This window comes from Streptomyces sp. NPDC053474, assembly GCF_044544845.1.
Classification (GTDB): domain Bacteria; phylum Actinomycetota; class Actinomycetes; order Streptomycetales; family Streptomycetaceae; genus Streptomyces.
In genome coordinates this window covers 218,235-235,240 of sequence record NZ_JBITXV010000011.1, presented here as the reverse complement: position 1 = coordinate 235,240, position 17,006 = coordinate 218,235, and the positions used below count along the sequence as shown (strand labels likewise).

General features: G+C 73.0%; 14 protein-coding genes and 1 pseudogene. 4 read left to right on the top strand and 11 right to left on the bottom strand.

Annotated features, from left to right (window positions below; translation table 11 throughout):
- Positions 1-13 precede the first annotated feature (13 nt).
- The 8 genes and pseudogenes from pulA to ACIG3E_RS26385 all read right to left on the bottom strand — a co-directional run bounded on the left by pulA (position 14) and on the right by ACIG3E_RS26385 (position 11,349).
- Positions 14-2,695: a pullulanase-type alpha-1,6-glucosidase gene (pulA, locus tag ACIG3E_RS26420; protein ID WP_399621133.1), complete on the bottom strand. Its 2,682-nt coding sequence runs from the start codon at positions 2,693-2,695 to the stop codon at positions 14-16.
- Positions 2,692-4,095, bottom strand: a pseudogene (locus tag ACIG3E_RS26415) (alpha-amylase family protein); the annotation flags it as partial. The pseudogene ACIG3E_RS26415 and the gene pulA, both read right to left, overlap by 4 nt.
- A 126-nt stretch (positions 4,096-4,221) precedes the next feature.
- Positions 4,222-5,292 (bottom strand): LacI family DNA-binding transcriptional regulator, encoded by a 1,071-nt coding sequence (locus ACIG3E_RS26410; RefSeq protein ID WP_399621130.1) that lies wholly within the window; start codon positions 5,290-5,292, stop codon positions 4,222-4,224.
- Complete coding sequence (locus ACIG3E_RS26405; protein WP_399621126.1) at positions 5,280-6,935, bottom strand: glycoside hydrolase family 13 protein; 1,656 nt, start codon at positions 6,933-6,935, stop codon at positions 5,280-5,282. Before ACIG3E_RS26405 ends, ACIG3E_RS26410 begins: the two co-directional genes overlap by 13 nt.
- A gap of 35 nt (positions 6,936-6,970) precedes the next feature.
- Positions 6,971-7,828: a sugar ABC transporter permease gene (locus tag ACIG3E_RS26400; RefSeq protein WP_399621124.1), complete on the bottom strand. Its 858-nt coding sequence runs from the start codon at positions 7,826-7,828 to the stop codon at positions 6,971-6,973.
- On the bottom strand, positions 7,825-8,835 hold the full coding sequence (locus ACIG3E_RS26395; protein WP_399621121.1) for a carbohydrate ABC transporter permease: 1,011 nt from the start codon (positions 8,833-8,835) through the stop codon (positions 7,825-7,827). The genes ACIG3E_RS26400 and ACIG3E_RS26395 overlap by 4 nt, the downstream gene beginning before the upstream one ends.
- 2 nt (positions 8,836-8,837) lie before the next feature.
- Complete coding sequence (locus ACIG3E_RS26390; protein ID WP_399621118.1) at positions 8,838-10,109, bottom strand: extracellular solute-binding protein; 1,272 nt, start codon at positions 10,107-10,109, stop codon at positions 8,838-8,840.
- A 340-nt stretch (positions 10,110-10,449) separates the two neighbouring features.
- The gene (locus ACIG3E_RS26385; RefSeq protein ID WP_399621116.1) at positions 10,450-11,349 is read right to left on the bottom strand and encodes a LysR family transcriptional regulator; all 900 of its coding nucleotides are present in this window, start codon (positions 11,347-11,349) and stop codon (positions 10,450-10,452) included.
- 87 nt (positions 11,350-11,436) lie between these two features.
- Here ACIG3E_RS26385 and ACIG3E_RS26380 point away from each other — a divergent pair, with 87 nt between their 5' ends.
- Entirely contained in the window at positions 11,437-12,405 is a 969-nt protein-coding gene (locus ACIG3E_RS26380) for an EamA family transporter (protein WP_399621115.1), read from the top strand.
- Between the two features lie 53 nt (positions 12,406-12,458).
- Complete coding sequence (locus ACIG3E_RS26375; RefSeq protein ID WP_399621444.1) at positions 12,459-13,097, top strand: NAD(P)-dependent oxidoreductase; 639 nt, start codon at positions 12,459-12,461, stop codon at positions 13,095-13,097.
- A gap of 37 nt (positions 13,098-13,134) precedes the next feature.
- Here ACIG3E_RS26375 and ACIG3E_RS26370 read toward each other — a convergent pair whose 3' ends face one another.
- The gene (locus ACIG3E_RS26370) at positions 13,135-13,593 is read right to left on the bottom strand and encodes a MarR family winged helix-turn-helix transcriptional regulator (protein ID WP_399621113.1); all 459 of its coding nucleotides are present in this window, start codon (positions 13,591-13,593) and stop codon (positions 13,135-13,137) included.
- Between the two features lie 135 nt (positions 13,594-13,728).
- Here ACIG3E_RS26370 and ACIG3E_RS26365 point away from each other — a divergent pair, with 135 nt between their 5' ends.
- Together ACIG3E_RS26365 and ACIG3E_RS26360 are read left to right on the top strand one after the other, a co-directional pair.
- Complete coding sequence (locus ACIG3E_RS26365; protein WP_399621111.1) at positions 13,729-14,511, top strand: dioxygenase; 783 nt, start codon at positions 13,729-13,731, stop codon at positions 14,509-14,511.
- A 502-nt stretch (positions 14,512-15,013) separates the two neighbouring features.
- Entirely contained in the window at positions 15,014-15,346 is a 333-nt protein-coding gene (locus ACIG3E_RS26360) for a hypothetical protein (RefSeq protein WP_399621109.1), read from the top strand.
- 27 nt (positions 15,347-15,373) lie between these two features.
- Here the strand turns inward: ACIG3E_RS26360 and ACIG3E_RS26355 are convergent, their stop codons facing one another.
- Positions 15,374-15,589: a hypothetical protein gene (locus ACIG3E_RS26355; RefSeq protein WP_399621106.1), complete on the bottom strand. Its 216-nt coding sequence runs from the start codon at positions 15,587-15,589 to the stop codon at positions 15,374-15,376.
- A gap of 24 nt (positions 15,590-15,613) precedes the next feature.
- Positions 15,614-16,864, bottom strand: a complete 1,251-nt coding sequence (locus tag ACIG3E_RS26350) for a cytochrome P450 (protein ID WP_399621104.1) — start codon at positions 16,862-16,864, stop codon at positions 15,614-15,616.
- Positions 16,865-17,006: the final 142 nt, after the last annotated feature.

Below are 17,006 nucleotides of genomic sequence, written 5' to 3'. Positions count from 1 at the left end.
CCGCGTACGGATCTCAGCCGCGCCGGAAGACCGCGACCGTGCGGGCCGGAACCTGGAAGGTGCCCGACGTCCGCGCGTACGTGGAGGACTTGACGACCGGATCCGCGCCGTGCGCCTGTACGGGGTGCAGGGCGTACGGCGTGCCCGTGAGGCCGGTGACGCGCTGCGCCTGCTCCTGGGGTGTCGCGTTGAAGACCACCACCAGGTCGCCGAGGCGCATGGTGATCACCCCGGGTGTCTCCTCCGCCGTGCCGGACAGCGGGAAGGCCAGCCGCGCCTGGACCTGCGCGCTCGTCGCGAGGGAGAACACCGGCTCTGTGGTGCGCAGCCGCAGCAGGTCGCGGTAGGCGGCCGAGGCGCCGCTGATCTCCGCGCAGCCGGGCGCCAGGGCCCGGTCGGCGAGCAGCGGCTTCGCGTAGGGCCACTTGTCCTTGTTGTCGGCGGCCGGGGGCAGGCCGCGGCCGAAGCCGTTGCCGTCGCGGCAGTCCCAGTGGATGGCGTTGAACCAGTCGCCGCTGTCGTAGGAGTTGCGGTCCAGGGACTTGGACCGCAGCAGGTCGCTGCCCGCCTGGGAGAGCTCGGGTCCCTGCGCCAGGGTGGCCGTGGCCATCGCGAGGACCTGGGCGCGGGCCCGGTCCGCGGCGGACGTGGACGGCGGGAGCTTGAAGGCGAGGGCGTCGTACAGGGTCTCGTTGTCGTGGGCGTCGACGTAGGCGAGGGCGTCGCCCGGGGCGGCCGCGTAGCCCGCAGGGGCCCCGTTGTAGTCGACGTCCGCTCCCTTGACCGCGCGGCCCGAGGAGTCGGTGAAGGAGTACGCCGCCAGATTGCCGGTGAGGCCGACCTTGATGAGGTCCTGGTAGTGCAGGAGGCGGGCCTTCTGCGCGGCCCGGTCGCCGCCCGCGGGCGAGGAGTTCGGGTCGGTGTACAGGCCGCTGGCGAAGCCCTGCACGCGCGGGTCCGCGTCGAAGGGGCCGCCGCCGCGCACGGCGTCACGGGCCCGGTCGGAGAACGTCGCGATGCCCGTGCCCGCCATGTTCTTCTGCGTGGCCTGCACGAAGCGGGCGTCGTCGGCGACCTCGCCGAAGTTCCAGCCCTCCCCGTACAGGACGACCTTCTTGCCGTCGACGCCGTCCTTCGCGACCGTCAGGGCGTCCAGGGCCTTGCGGACGGCGAGGATGTTGGCCTTCGGGTGGTGGCCCATGAGGTCGAAGCGGAAGCCGTCGACCTTGTACGCGCGGGCCCAGGTGACGACGGAGTCGACGACGAGCTTGCCCATCATGGCGTTCTCGGGCGCGGTGTTGGCGCAGCACGTGGACGTGGCCACCGAGCCGTCGGCCAGCAGCCGCTGGTAGTAGCCGGGCACGATCCTGTCGAGCACGGACGTGGGGGCCTGACCGCTCGCCACGCTGTGGTTGTAGACCACGTCCATCACGGTGCGCAGTCCGGCGCGATTGAGGCCCTGGACCATCTCTCGGAACTCGACCGTGCGCCCGGGCCCTTCGGGGTCCTCGGCGTAGCTCCCCTCGGGCACCGTGTAGTGCAGCGGGTCGTAGCCCCAGTTGTAGGCGTCCTTCGCGGCGGTCCGTGCCACGCAGGCCTGCTGGGTCTCGGAGTCGGGCGCGGCGGCGGGCAGGTCGCAGCCGGGGTCCGCCTGGTCGCCCGGGCGCTCGGGGACCGTGCCGAAGTCGAAGACGGGCAGCAGATGGACGTACGACGTCCCGGCGCGGGCCAGGTCGCGCAAGTGCCGCATCCCGGCGGAGCGCGTGTCGGTGAACGCCCGGTACTTTCCCGGGTGCTCGGCCGTGCGGTCGGCGACGGAGAAGTCCCGCACGTGCAGCTCCTGGATGCGCGCGGAGCGCAGCGGAACGGGGGCCGGCTTGCGCAGGTCCTTCCAGCCCTCGGGCGCGAGCTTCGGGTCGTCCAGGTCGACGGCCAGGGCCTGCCGGGAGTCGGCGGTGAGGGCGGTGGCGTACGGGTCGGTGACCTTGTTCGTGACCACCTCGCGCACGCTGGGCGCCCAGACCTTCACGGCGTACCGGTACGGCTTGCCCGTCCAGCTCTTCGGGCCCGCGGCCGACCACACGCCGGAGGCCGCGTCGCGGCGCATCGGGACGCTGCGGCCGCCGATGTCGAGGCGGACGTCCTGGGCGGTGGGCGCCCACACGGCGAGCCGGGGGCGGCCGCCTCTGAAGACCGGGCCGAGGTCGGCCCTGGTGGCCGCGCGGCTGTAGAGGTCGTCGAGGACGCCCTGGATCTGGACGCCCGTCGCGGCGCGCGCGGTGCCGTCGGCGTCGCGCACGACGGCGGCGAGCTGCCCGGTGAGGGCCGTGCGCACGCGGCCCCGGTCGCGCGGGTCGACGCGGAAGGCGGCGTAGTCCTTCAGGTGCGGATACGCGGCCCGCTGGGTGGCGGTGAGGCCGCCGGGGACCCGGGTCAGGCGGATCCGGTGGGCCGGGCCGCGCACGTCGTCGCCGTCGGTGGTGAGGCCGCCGTCGCGCGCGTACAGGACCTCGGCGTCCTGGCCGGAGATGTCCCAGGCGAGAGTAGAACGCTCTATCCACTGCGCCGTTGACTTCGTGAGGTCGAGGTCGGCGGCGCCGGGTGCCACCGAAGCGGAGGAGGTAGTGACGGGCACGGCGGCGGCGAGCAGCGCGAGGGCCACGGCCGCCGTCAGCGAGGAGCGGGAGGTCAGCACTTCCTCGCCCCCGTGTGCAGCGCGAGGGCGGTGTTCGGCGCGACGGACGCGGTGAACTGGCCCGAGCCGTTCACGGTGACGTTCCGGCCGCTCTGCACGTCGCAGTAGCCGCCCGCGGGCAGCGAGGTCTGGAAGGTGCGGTTCAGCTCCGCCCCCTCGTGGTTGACGACGACGTACGCCTTGTCGCCGCGGCCGAAGGCGATGGCGTCGTCGCCGTTGTCCCACCAGTCGGTCACCCCCGTGCCCCGGGCGGTGTTGCGCAGCTTGACCATGCCGCGGATCTCGGGCCAGGCGTGCTGGCACTTCCAGCCGTCGCGGTAACAGGCGGTCACCTGGCCGCCGTTCGGCGGGCCCGCGTCGCGGTCGGTGAACTCGTAGCCGGAGTGCACGTCCGGCGATCCGTAGGGCCAGGCGAGCATGAACACGTGCGCCAGGGTGTGGTCGGCGCCGTCCTGGTAGGTGAGCGTGTCGCCGCCGCGCTCGGTGTCGTGGTTGGCGACGAACACGGCTGCCTTGTCGGAGGGCAGGTAGGCCCAGCCCTCGCCGTAGTTCTTCAGGTAGGCGAGCTTCTCGCTCTGGAACACGCGCTTGAGGTCACGGGCGTAGCGGAACTCCTGCACGTCGCCGGTGCCCAGGTACTCGTCCGGCGAGACGGCCTCGCCCGCGCCGTGGATGACCTCCTGCTTCCAGTACGCGTGCGGGTCGCTGAGGCGCGACTTGATGTCCTTCAGGTCGGCGGCGGCCATGTGCTTGGCCGCGTCCACGCGGAAGCCGTCGACGCCCAGGGAGAGCAGGTCGTTCAGGTACGCGGCGATGCGGCCGCGCACGTGGTCCTCGCCGGTGTCCAGGTCGGCGAGGCCGACGAGCTCGCACTCCTGGACGTTGAAGCGGTCCTGGTAGTTGCTGATCTGCGCGGTGCAGTTGTCGAAGTCGGGGCGCGCGTAGACGCCCGGGTAGTCGTACTTCGTGTAGGACGAGCCGCCGGTGCCGGTGCCGTTGCCCGCCGCCATGTGGTTGATGACGGTGTCCACGACGACCTTGACGCCCGCGCCGTGGCAGGTGTCGATCATCTTCTTGAAGGCGGCGCGGTCCCCGAGGCGCCCGGCGATCCGGTAGCTGACGGGCTGGTAGGAGGTCCACCACTGCGGGCCCTGGATGTGCTCCTGCGGCGGCGAGACCTGGACGAAGCCGTAGCCGTCGGGGCCGAGGCGGCCGGTGCACTCCCTGGCGACCGCGTCGAACGTCCACTCGAAGAGCACCGCGGTGACGTCCTTGCCGCCGGGCGGGGCCGCCTGGGCCTGCGGGGCGGCGCCCACGACGCCGCCGACGACGGCCGCGAGGAGCGCCAGGGTCGCGGTGCGTGGCCGTCCGCGGCGCGCGCCGCTGCTCGGGGATGTCACGGGTCCTCCTGGGGGGGTTGAAGGTTGTTGCAGAAAACTTGCAACACCGTTTGCGCCGTGACCGTACGGCGCTCAACAACCCCGGTCAACCCTTCGGACACACTCCCGTCACCGGGCGGAAACAGCTCAGGCGCGGGGCGCGGCCGCCGTGGAGCCGCGCACGACCAGCTCGGGCTGGAAGACGAACTCCGTGCGCTGCACGGGGTTTCCGTCGATCTCCTCCAGGAGGGCGCCGACGGCCGCCGACGCCATCGCCTGCACGGGCTGGCGCACCGTGGTCAGCGGCGGGTCCGTGAAGGCGATGAGCGGCGAGTCGTCGAAGCCGACCACCGACACGTCACCGGGCACCGCGAGCCCCCGCTGCCGGGCGGCCCGCACCGCGCCGAGCGCCATCATGTCGCTGCCGCACACCACCGCCGTGCAGCCCGCGTCCAGGAGCGCGCTGGCCGCCGCGTGGCCGCCCTCGACGGTGAACAGCGTGTTCCGCACGAGCAGTTCGGCCTCCCCCCGCGCCAGGCCGACGTGCTCGTGCAGGGCCGCGGTGAAGCCCTCCGCCTTGCGGCGCGAGGGCACGTAGCGGCTCGGGCCGATGGCGAGGCCGATGCGCTCGTGGCCCAGCTCCGCCAGATGGCGCACGGCCATCCGTACGGCGGCCCGGTCGTCGGGCGAGACGAAGGAGACGGGCACGTGCGGGTTGTAGCCGTTGATGAGCACGAACGGCACGCCCCGGCCCGCCAGTTCGAGGTAGCGCCCGGGGTCGGCCGTGGTGTCGGCGTGCAGCCCGGACAGGAAGACGATGCCGCTGACGCCGCGCGCCTCCAGCTGCTCGACCAGCTCGTCCTCGGTGGCGCCGCCCGGCAGCTGGGTGCAGAGCATGGGCGTGTAGCCGTGCCCGGCGAGCACCTGCTCGACGACCTGCGCGAACGCCGGGAAGATCGGGTTGGTGAGCTCGGGGATGACCAGGCCCACCAGGCCCGCGCTGCGGCGCTTGAGGCGCACCGGGCGCTCGTAGCCGAGCACGTCGAGGGCGGCGAGCACCCGCCGCCGGGTCGCCGCGGCGACACCCGCCTTGCCGTTGAGGACACGGCTCGCGGTGGCCTCGCTGACCTCGGCCTGCGCGGCGATGTCCGCGAGCCGCGGGGCACCGCGGTCCACGTCCCGTGGGCCCCGCGGCGGGGAGGTCGTCACACCGCCCACCAGACGGTGGTGTCGGCGGGCAGCTCGACCACGCCGCCGTCCGCCGTCTCCACGTCCGCGCTGGCGAGGAGCGCCCGGCCGGGCGCGGGCAGGCGTACGGCGGCGCCCGTGGTGTTGGCGGTGCACACGAACCCCTCGCGGCGGAAGGCGAGCACGCCCTCGGGCGCGTCCAGCCACCGCAGGGCGTCGCCCGCGCCGAGTTCGGGACGGGCGCGGCGCACCCGCAGGGCCTCGCGGTACAGCTCCAGGGTCGACGCCGGGTCGCCGGTCTGCGCCTGGACGCTCAGCTCGCCCCAGCCCTCGGGCTGCGGCAGCCAGCTGCCGCCCGCGCCGAAGCCGTACGACGAGCCGTCCTTGGTCCACGGCAGGGGCACCCGGCAGCCGTCGCGGAAGCCGTCCTGGCCCTGGGCGCGGTGGAACGACGGGTCCTGGCGCGCCTCGTCGGGCAGGTCGGTGACGTCGGGCAGGCCGAGCTCCTCGCCCTGGTAGAGATAGGCGGAGCCGGGCAGGGCCAGCATCAGGAGGGTGGCGGCGCGGGCCCGGCGCAGGCCGAGCGCGCGGTCGCCGGGGGTGCGCAGCTGGGTGCCGAGGCCCGGCGGGTTGGCGAACCGGGTGGCGTGCCGGGTGACGTCGTGGTTGGAGAGGACCCAGGTGGCCGGGGCGCCGACGGGCCGCATCGCGGCGAGCGAGGAGTCGATGACCGCCCGCAGCTCGGCGGCGTCCCAGTGGGTGCCCAGGTACTGGAAGTTGAAGGCCTGGTGCATTTCGTCGGGGCGCACGTACAGGGCGGTGCGCTCGACGGTGGGGGTCCAGGCCTCGGCGACCAGCACCTTGTCGCCCGCGTACTCGGCGAGGACCTGCCGCCAGCTGCGGTAGATCGCGTGCACGCCGTCCTGGTCGAAGAACGGCATGCTGTCGTTGCCGAGGAGCTTGAGCTGGTCGTGGTGGCCGATGTCGGGCAGGCCCGCGGCCTTGACCAGGCCGTGGGCGACGTCGACGCGGAAGCCGTCGACGCCCTTGTCGAGCCAGAAGCGCAGGATGGAGCGGAACTCGTCGCGGACGGCCGGGTGGTCCCAGTTGAAGTCGGGCTGCTCGGGGGCGAACAGGTGGAGGTACCACGCGCCGTCCTCGGTGCGGGTCCAGGCGGGTCCGCCGAAGATGGACTCCCAGTCGTTGGGCGGCAGTTCACCGTCGGCGCCCTTGCCCGGCCGGAAGTGGTAGCGCTCCCTGAGGGGGGATCCCGGGCCCTCCGCCAGGGCGCGCCGGAACCAGTCGTGCCGGTCGGAGGAATGGTTCGGCACCAGGTCGACGATGACGCGCAGGTCCAGGTCGTGCGCCTCGCGGAGCAGGGCGTCGGCGTCGTCCAGGGTGCCGAACATGGGGTCGATGGCCCGGTAGTCGGCGACGTCGTAGCCCGCGTCGGCCTGCGGCGACGCGTAGAACGGGCTGAGCCAGACGGCGTCGACACCGAGGTCCTTCAGATACGGCAGGCGGGCGCGGACGCCCGTGAGGTCGCCCATGCCGTCGCCGTCGCCGTCGGCGAAGCTGCGCGGATAGACCTGGTAGATCACCGCTTCGCGCCACCAGTCCGTACGCGTACCGGAGGTGTGGTCGGCGGCGGGGGCAGCGAGATGCTGGGTCATGTCTTCCCTGAGGAGTGGTGGCGGGTGCTGGGGTGTCAGGACTTCGTCGCGCCGGCCGTGAGCCCGGAGACGAGGTGCCGCTGGACGAGGCCGAAGATCACGGCGGCGGGCACGGCCACGATCACGGCGGCGGCCGTCAGCGAACCCCAGTCGCTGGTGTACTGGTTCACGAAGGTCTGCAGGCCGCCCGCGAGGGTGAGGTTCTCCTCGCCGGTCATGAACGCGGAGGCGTAGGCGACCTCGGCCCACCCCGTGATGAAGCTGTAGAAGCCGGTGACGGCCAGGCCGGGCTTGGCGAGCGGCAGGATGAGCCGCCAGAAGGTGCCGAACGGGTTGAGCCCGTCGACGCGTCCCGCCTCGTCGATCTCCACGGGGATGGTGTCGAAGTACCCCTTCATCATCCAGGCGCTGAACGGCACCGCGATGGTCAGGTACGTGAGGACCAGGCCCATGGGCTGGTTCAGCAGCTCCAGGCGGGCGAGCAGGTTGTACAGCGGCACGATGAGCACCGCGACCGGGAACATCTGGGTGATGAGCAGCAGCCACATCAGGGGCCGCATGCCGGGGAACTTGAACCGGCTGACCGCGTACCCGGTGGTCGCGGCGATGAACACGCCGATGACCGTGGTCAGGCCGACGACGAACAGCGAGTTGCCGACCCAGTCGAGGAACTTGGTCTCGTTCAGGACGTGGTCGTAGTTGCCGAAGGTGAAGTCCTTGACCAGGGCGGTCGAGAACGCCTCGCTCTCCGGTTTGAACGAGGTGACGAGCAGCCACAGCGGCGGGAGCACCGCGATGAGGCTGGCGATCAGCAGGGTGGCGTGCAGCGCGACGGAGGCGAGCGGGCCGCGCTCGCCGCGCGCCCTGACCTTCTTCGGGGTCTGTGACGTCACCACACCTCTCCTTGCTTGCGGAGCGCGCGGCGGTAGACCACCGCGAAGAGCGAAAGGAGCAGCAGGATGAGCACGCCCCAGGCCGCGGACCCGGCGAAGTCGCGCGGGCTGACGACGAACGACAGGCGGTAGGCGTACGTCACCAGGATCTCGGTGGCGTCCCCCGGTCCGCCCCGGGTGAGCAGGAAGATCACCGGGAACATGTTGAAGGTCCAGATGGCGCTGATGAGGACCACGGTGGTGGCGACGGACCGCAGCCCCGGCAGGGTGACGTAACGGAAGCGCTGCCAGGCGCTCGCGCCGTCCATCTCGGCGGCCTCGTACAGCTCGCCGGGGATGGACTGGAGTCCGCCGAGCATGGCGACGAGCATGAACGGCACGCCGAGCCAGACGTTCACGGCGATCACCGAGAGCTTCGCCCAGGTGGGGTCGTTCAGCCAGGGGATGGCGTCGAGGCCGCCGCCTTCGAGGATCTTGTTGAGCAGGCCCTTCTTCTCGTTGAAGAGCAGCCGCCAGGTGAAGACGGAGACGAAGGCGGGCACCGCCCAGGGCAGGATCAGCGCCATCCGGTAGAGGGAACGGCCCTTGAGCTTGCGGTTGAGCATGTTCGCGAGGACCAGGCCGATCGCGAAGGACAGGGCGACGCAGGACACCGTCCACACCACGGTCCAGGTCAGCCGGTCCCAGAAGACGCCGTCGTCGAGGATCGCCTTGTAATTGTCCAGGCCGACGGACTCGTAGGTCGCCGGGATGTGGTTGACGCCGATGGTGCGCTCGACGTTCGCCTCGTTGGCGTTCGTCGTCGACAGGTAGATGCCACGCACCAGGGGGTAGCCGACGATGACGCCGATGACGATCACCACGGGGGCGACCATGGCCCAGGCGTACCAGTACGTGCTCAGCGCCCTGCGCAGGCGTCCGGGGCTCTTCCCCGCGCGGGGGCCCCGGCCGCGGACGCGCCGGGCGTCCGCGGCCGGGGCGACCCGGGGGCCGCTCTCAACAGCCATCGCTACTTGTAGTCCTTGAGGAGCTTGCGGTAGGCGTCGCCGATGCCCTTGGCGCCGTCTTCGGGCGAGGTCTTGCCGCTGAGCACCTTCTGCATCTGCAGGCGGATCGGCTCGAACAGCGAGTTGGCCTCGGGGATCCAGGGGCGCTGGACGGACTTGTCGACGGCGGGCTTGAAGAACTGCACCATCTGGTTGTCCTTGACGGACTTGACGTCGTAGACGGAGGTGCGCGTCGGCAGCAGGCTGAGCTTCTCGGTGGTCTGCCGCTGGACCTTCGCGGAGCTCATGTACTTGATGAACTCGTAGGAGGCGTCCAGGTTCTTGGAGCCCGCGTAGGCGGCGAGGTTCCAGCCACCCTGCGGCGAGGCCTGGCGGGCGCTGCCGCCGGGCACCGGGGCGACGCCGAGGTTGGCCTTGTCGCCCTTGAACTGCTTGCCCTGGAGGGCGCCCTCGATGGACCAGGGGCCGTCGAGGGCCATGGCGACGTCGCCGTCCTTGAAGGCGTTGAGCTGGTTGTTGTAGCCGTCGCTCGCGTCGGTCACGGCGGCCTTGGAGTCGACCAGGTCCTTCATGACCTCGAAGGCCTTGGCGCCCTCGGCGTCGTCGACGGTGATCTCCTTCTTCTTGGTGTCCAGGAGGTCGCCGCCCTCGCCGTAGAGGTAGGGCAGGTAGAAGTACGGGTCGTCGCCGCGCAGGTAGAGCCCGGTCTTGCCGGACTTCGACTTGATCTTCTTGGCGGCGGCCTTCACGTCGTCGAACGTCTTGGGGACCTCGACGCCCGCGGCCTTGAGCATCTTCTTGTTGTAGAAGAGCGCGAGGGTGTCGATGGTCTGCGGGGCCGCGTACGTCTTGCCCTTGAACTTGGTGCTCGCGGCGGCCTGCGGCAGGTAGTCGTCGGGCTTGTCGAGCGCGGCGGTGCCCTCCAGCGGGGCCAGGTAGCCGAGGTTGGCGAAGTCGGCGACCCAGGCGACCTCGGTGCGCATCACGTCGGGGGCGCCGGAGTTGCCGCCCGCGGCGTTCTTGAACTTGGCGTTGGCCTCGCCGAACGGGACGTTGACGTACTTGACCTCGACGCCCGGGTGCAGGTCCTCGAAGCCCTTGGCGAGCTTCTCGTACGTCGCCTTCTCGGCGTCGTTCGAGGTGTCCCAGAACGTGACGGTGCCGGACAGCTTGCCGCCGCTCTTCTTCCCGTTGTCGCCGTCGTCGCCGCCGCAGGCCGCCGCTGTCATCGTCAGGGCGGCGACCACCGCGGTGGCCGCTATGCCACGCCGCATGTGAACTCCTTCAACTGGACCCGGAACGAGGGGAGGCGAAAGGGGGGCCTCCTGCTGGCCGCACTCGACGCGGCGCCGGGTTGGCAGGAACGTAACAGGCTTGAAAACGTCCCGAAAGGCCTTGCGGAGATTTTCTGCAAGAGATGACGATCGTTACCGCCGCGTGTCCTGCGGGTTGCGGTCCAGACACGGCGGGCACCTCAGCGCTTTCGGTGCCTTCTGTACGTGCTGTGCCTTCCGCGGGTTGCGCAAGCTTGCGCAAGAAGTGGGCAGGGGGCGCCCCTTTGGGTACAGTCCCGCGCATGACCGCGCGGCTCGTGGCCGCAAGGCGGACCGCTCGTCAGGACGTCGCCGCCCGCTGCCCGTTGACGCCGAGGACGGCGAGCAGGGCCCGGGTGGCGGGGCTGGGGTTGAAGCGGCTCCACACCAGGTACTCCACGCGCCGCGGCCCGTCGACCACCGGGACGAGGGCGAGCCCGGGGTCCGCGGCGGCCTGCGGGCGGATGAACGCCGACGGCAGCAGCGCGACCCCGAGCCCGCGCGCGATGAGGCCGGTCATCAGGGCGACCTGGGCCTCGTACGCCACGTCACGGACCAGGCCCGCCGCCGCGAACGCCTGATCGGACTGGGCCCGGGCGGGCGACCCGGCCGCGAAGTCCACGAACGTCTCCCCCGCGATCTCCCGCAGCGTGACCCGGTCGGCGCCCGCGAGGCGGTGCCCGGCGGGCACGACGAGCACGTGCTCGTCGCGGTCGAGGACGAGGGACTCCACGCCGGAGGGCAGATCGCCCTCCGGCAGGCCGAGGAAGGCGATGTCCAGGTCGCCGTCGCGGACCGCGGCCGTCAGCGCGTCGCTGCGGCCGCCCCGCAGGAAGACCCGGACGTCCGGGTGCCGGGCGCGGTAGCGCTGGAGCAGTTCGGCCACGTCGACGGCCGCCGTGGTCACGATCACGCCGACGGCGAGCCGCCCGCGCACCACGCCCGACGCGGCCGCGGCGTCGGCGGCCGCGCGCTCGGCGGCGGCCAGGGCCTCGCGCGCGCCGACGAGGAACGCCTCCCCTGCGCTGGTCGGTTCGGTGCGGCGGCTGGACCGGGCGAACAGCTTGACCCCCAGCTCCCGTTCCAGGCTCGCGATCCGGTGGCTGAGGGACGACTGCACCACGGAGCAGCGCTCCGCGGCGCGCGTGAAGTTACGGGTTTCGGCGAGGGCGACGACGTACCGCATCTGCTGGAGATCCACTCGATCATGGTCCTCGTTCATAGCTGCGATGACAACCATGCTTTGGAGCCATGACGGGGTGCGGCCGAGACTCCTCGTATGCCGAGCATGACGACACCGACCGAGCGGTCACCGGCCCCTTCGCGGGCCCCCGCGGCGCCACGCGTGGCGACCGTCGCGCTGACCGCACTCGCTCCCGCCTCCTGGGGCACCACGTACGCGGTGACCACGGAGCTGCTGCCGCCCGGGCAGCCGCTGTTCGCCGGGCTCGTGCGCGCCCTGCCCGCGGGGCTGCTCGCCCTCGCGCTCACCCGGGTCCTGCCGCGCGGGGACTGGTGGTGGAAGGCGGCCGTCGTGGGCGCGCTCAACATCGGCGCGCTGTTCCCCCTGTTGTTCCTGGCGGCCGAGCGGCTCCCCGGCGGGGTGGCGGCCACCCTCGGCGCCACCCAGCCGCTGCTGGTCGCCGGTCTTTCCATCGCGGTGCTCCGCGAACGGCCGACGGCCTGGCAGTGGACCTGGGGCGGGCTCGGTGTGCTCGGTGTCGGGCTCGTCGTGCTCGGCCCGCAGGCCCGCCTGGACGCCGTCGGCGTCCTGGCCGCCCTCGGTGGTACGGCGGGCATGGCGGGCGGGATCGTCCTCACCAAGCGCTGGGGCCGCCCCGCGGGCGTCGGCCCGCTGGCCCTCGCGGGCTGGCAACTGACGGCGGGCGGGCTGCTGTTGCTCCCTCTCACACTCCTGGTCGAGGGGGTGCCGCACGGGGTCGACGGCGCTGCCGTGAGCGGCTATCTGTGGCTCGGCGGCATGGGCGGGATCGTCTCGTTCACGCTGTGGTTCCGGGGCATCGGCAAGCTGCCGGTCGGCGCGTCCGCGCCGCTGGTGCTCCTTTCGCCGCTGGTCGCCACCGTCGTCGGCCTCGCGCTCGGCGAGTCCCTGAACCTGCCGCAGGGCCTCGGCTTCGTGCTCGCCCTCGCGGCCCTGCTGGCCACCCAGCTCACTCCCCCACGGCTGCGGCACCGCGGCCCCACACCCCCCAGCCACGTAACGCAAGACCTGACGCAAGGAGAGCGGACGCGATGAACACCTCGGTGAAGACGGCCATGGCGGAGGCGCCGGAGGAAGGAAGGGCGGGCATGACGATCGCCGTGCTGGGCGCCACCGGGATGGTGGGCAGCCGGGTGATCGCCGAGGCCGGTGCCCGCGGGCACCGCGTGCTCGCCCTGTCCCGGCGGCCCGCGGGCGACGCGCCGCACGTGACGCCGGTCGGCGTCGACGCCCGCGACCCCGAGTCCCTGCACGCGGCCCTCGCGGGCTCCGGCGCGGACGCGGTCGTGGTGACCCTGCGGACCCTGCCGGTCGACCAGGAGTTCCTGGTCGGGGCCACCCGGACGGTCCTCGACAGCGCCGCGCGGCTCGGCGTCCGCGTCCTCGTGGTCGGGGGCGCGGGGGCGCTGCGCAGCCCGGGCGCGGCGGATCTGCTGGTCGCCGACGATCCGGCGTACGTGCCCGCGGCGGTGACGGCCGTCGCCGCCGCCGGGGTGGCCCAGCTGCGCACCTGCCAGGACCACCCCGGAGGCGACTGGGTCTATCTGAGCCCGCCGGCGCTGCTCGAACCCGGCGCCCGCACGGGCCGCTACCGGCGCGGCACCGACACCCTGCTCACCGGCGCCGACGGCCGCTCGTGGATCAGCGCGGAGGACCTGGCGGTGGCGGTGGTCGACGAGCTGGAGTCACCCGGCCCGGAGCGCCACATCACGGTCGCCGCCGCCTGAGCGCCTCCCCGGGCGCGCCGCGGTCGTCGCCCGCCCCTCACGCCGCGCCGAGGCGCCGCGCGACCTCGCCGAGGCCCTCCTTCAGGGCGGTGAGCTGGCCGGGCGTGAGCACGTCGATGAGGTGGCCCCGGACCACGTCGACATGGCCGGGGGCGGCGGCCTCAAGACGGCGGCGGCCCTCGTCGGTGAGGACCGCGTACACACCGCGCACGTCGTCGGCGCAGGAGCGGCGGCGCACCAGGCCCGCCTTCTCCAGCTGGGTGATCTGATAGGTCAGCCCGCTCTTGCTCGTGACGACCACCGCGGCGAGTTCGGTCATGCGCAGCGCACCGCCCTCGGCGGCGGAGAGCCGCACGAGCACCTCGTACTGGAGGTGGGACAGGCCGGACTCGTCCTTGAGCTGCTCCTCGATGCGGCGGTTGAGCAGCGCGCCCGCGGTCAGGAAGGCCTGCCAGGCGGCCATCTCGTCGTCGTCGAGCCAGTGGGTCTTGGGCATGGCCCCAGACTACGCCTGTTGTTCAAATTCGAACCGTCGAGTACGGTCGAGGGGTGGTTCAAATTTGAACTCACGTGATCCGCCGCCGCGAACCCGACCGCCCGCCGGGCGCGCCCCACCGCAAGGAGCCGACCCATGACCACCGCAGTCCCGGAGCGCATGCCGTCCCTCTTCCTCAGCCACGGCGCCCCCACCCTCGCCGAGGACCCCGTCTGGCCGGGCGAGCTGGCCCGCTGGGGCGCCGAGCTGCCGCGCCCGACGGCGATCCTGATGGTCTCCGCCCACTGGGAGGAGGCCCCGCTCGCCCTCGGCGCCACCACCGCCGTGCCGCTCGTCTACGACTTCTGGGGCTTCCCCGAGCACTACTACGGCGTCCAGTACGCCGCCCCCGGCGCCCCCGAGCTCGCCGAGCAGGTCCGCAAGCTGCTGCGCGGCCCGGGCACACCGGTGCAGGACCTGCCAGACCGCGGCCTCGACCACGGCGCGTACGTACCGCTGCGGGAGATGTACCCCGACGCCGACGTGCCGGTGCTCCAGGTGAGCCTGCCGACCCTGGACCCGCTCAAGCTGATGGAGATCGGCCGCAAGCTCGCGCCGCTGCGCGACGAGGGCGTCCTGATCGTCGGCAGCGGGCACTTCACGCACAACCTCCGGGCCATCAACCCCGAGAACGAGGTGCCCGCCGTCCTGGCCGAGTTCGACGACTGGGGCCGGCGCACCCTGGCGGCCGGGGACGTGGACGCGCTCCTGGACTTCGCGCACAAGGCCCCCGGCGCCCGCTACGCCCACCCCCGCGAGGAGCACTTCGTCCCGCTCGCGGTCACGCTCGGCACCGCCGTGGACGACCTGCGCACGCAGCGCAGCGTCATCGAGGGCACCTGGCTCGGCCTCTCCAAGCGCTCGGTCCAGTTCGGCTGAGTACCCAGGACGCCAGACCGCGTGCGCGGGCTCGTCCCGCACGTACGGGTGACTGCGTCAGGCGGCGTACGCACACCGGGGTGTAACGATCGCCGCGGGGGACACCCGTCCCTCAACACCGGTGCCGCCGGGGCGCGGAGCCCAGGTCAGCCGGTGGGCCACTCCCGTCCCCCCCCCCCCCGCGTTCTCCCGCGCACGGGGCGACGGTCGAGGCGGACGGGCCGCGCGCGAGGCAGGGGCGTGCGGCCACTCCGTGCGTTCCCGCCCTCCCCCAGAGTGACGTGCGGGAGTACGCTGCGATCAGTCCGTGGAGCGTCCGTCACCGTCAGCGCGGCGGCGGCCCTCCGGCGACCTCTCGGGCCTGGAGCGAGGCTCCCTCCGCCAGCGGCTGTGTCCAGCGGGACTCTGCACCCGCTTCTTCGGCACCGCGCGAGGGGTCGCACGCGAAGCCCTCCCCCCGTCGGCGGCTCCCCCGCGAGGTGCCCGGCATCCAGGACTCCTCATGCGCGGCTACTTCGCCGACGACCTCCTCGTCATGATGCCCGCGGGCACCTTCGCGGGCGTCCGCCTGTTCGGCGAAGTCGTCAGCGCCCACCGAGGGCCGCTGGCCGTCGCCCTCACCGAACAGAGCAAGGACGCGCAGGAGATCACCCTCGACCTCACCGGCGTCCGCTACTTCGCCAACAGCGCCCTGGAGATCCTCGTCGCCCTCGGCCGCCACCTCCGCCCGCCCCAGTGCCTGGTCATCCGCGCCGCCCCCGAACTGGGCCTGCGGGACCGGCTCGCCGCGCGCGGCTGGGACGGGATCGAGACGCTGCGGCTCGTCGACGCCTGACCGCGCGACGGCCTGCGGACAGGGGCGCTATGCCCCGCCGCCGCGGTCGTCGTCGCGGTGGGCGTCGTCCTGGGCCTCGGGGTTCGGGGTGAGCGCGTCACCGGCCTCGCCGTCCTTGGCGCGGTCCCGCTCCTCCCCGGGGTCACGCGTGGCCGCTTCCTCGGCCTCCTCGAAGACCTCTTCGGCGGCCGTCTCCGCGGGCTGCCCGGACGGGCGCCGGTGGTCGTGGTGGTGGTGCGTCATGGCGGTCCTCCCTGGGATGGCGCGTCAGCGCACGTCCGTGATGACGAAGCCGCTGCGGGGCCGGGTCGGCACCCGGCGCAGCGGGATCCGCAGGTCCTGGTCGGGGACGCGGTAGTCGAGCCGGGCGAGGCGGGGCAGCAGGGTGCCGAGCACCGCGAGGGTGACGTCCTCCCCCGGGCAGCGGTGGCCGGTGGCGGCGTCCCCGCCGCCCTGCGGGACGAGTTCGTCGCGGCCGGGCTCGCGGCCCGTGAACCGCTCGGGGTCGAAGGCGTACGGCGCCTGCCACAGGTCAGGATCGTGGTTCTGCCCGTAGAGGTCGAGCAGGACCAGGGTGCCCTCGGCGATCGGCTCGCCGTGCCACTCCACGTCCTTCGGGGCGAGCCCGGCGACGAAGGGCGCGAACGGGTAGAAGCGCCGCACTTCGTGGGCGAAGGCCCGGGCGTACTCCTCGCCTCCCTTGGCGAGCGGCACGCGCAGCTCCGGATTCCGGTGCAGGGCGTGGGCGCCGAACACGGTGTACCAGGTGATGGCGGTGGTGGGGCGGATGACGTTGAGGAGTTCCACGGCGGCCGTGCGCGGGTCGAGCGGCTGGCCGTCGGCGTCGCGGTGCGCCGCGACGGCGTGCAGCGCGGACGGCCGCCGACCGGGGTCCTCCCCGGCGGAGAGCCCTCCGGAGGTCGCCGCCCGGGTGGCCTCGACCAGCCGGGCGAGGCGCGCCTCCTGGCGTCGCCGGGCGCGCCGGGCCCGCAGGTGGCGCGGCCCCGCGGTGGCGAATCCGTCGACCATCGCGACCAGGTCGGCCGCGGTCCGCCGGGGCTCGTCGTCCCACGGCGCTCCCAGGGGGATGCCCGCCCAGGCGCACACGGCCCGGGTGATGAGGACGCCGACCTCGTCGAACAGCGTCACCTCGGAGCCGCGTGCCCACTCCTCGCGCGCACGCTCCCACTCCTCGGCCACCTGGCCCGCGAGGGCGGCCACGCCCGGCGCGTCCTTCAGGAGCGACACGAACAGGGCCTTGCGCGCCCGGTGGTCCGCCCCGTCGAGGGTGTGCACGGCGCCCTCCCCGAAGAGCGTGCTGAGCACCGGTTCGGGCAGGGCGGACCGCCGCCGCACATGGTCCTCGTCGTAGAAGAACCGGACGGCGGCCGGTCCCCGCAGCGCGACGGCCGGTTTGCCGAGCAGCCGGGTGCGCACCGGGCCCGGGCCCCGGCGGCGGCTCAGGTCGGGCAGCCACGCGTAGCCCTGGACGAGCAGCGGCAGAGTGTGGTCGAACAACGGAACCTCCTGGCAGTTCGTGTCCGGCGACGAGGGCGCGGCACAGCGGCGCGAGCCGTTCCGCTCCACCCTCCGCCGGATGGGACACCGCCACCACCGGAGCGGGCGGATGCCACCCGGTCCGGCTTCGCGATCGGAGTGC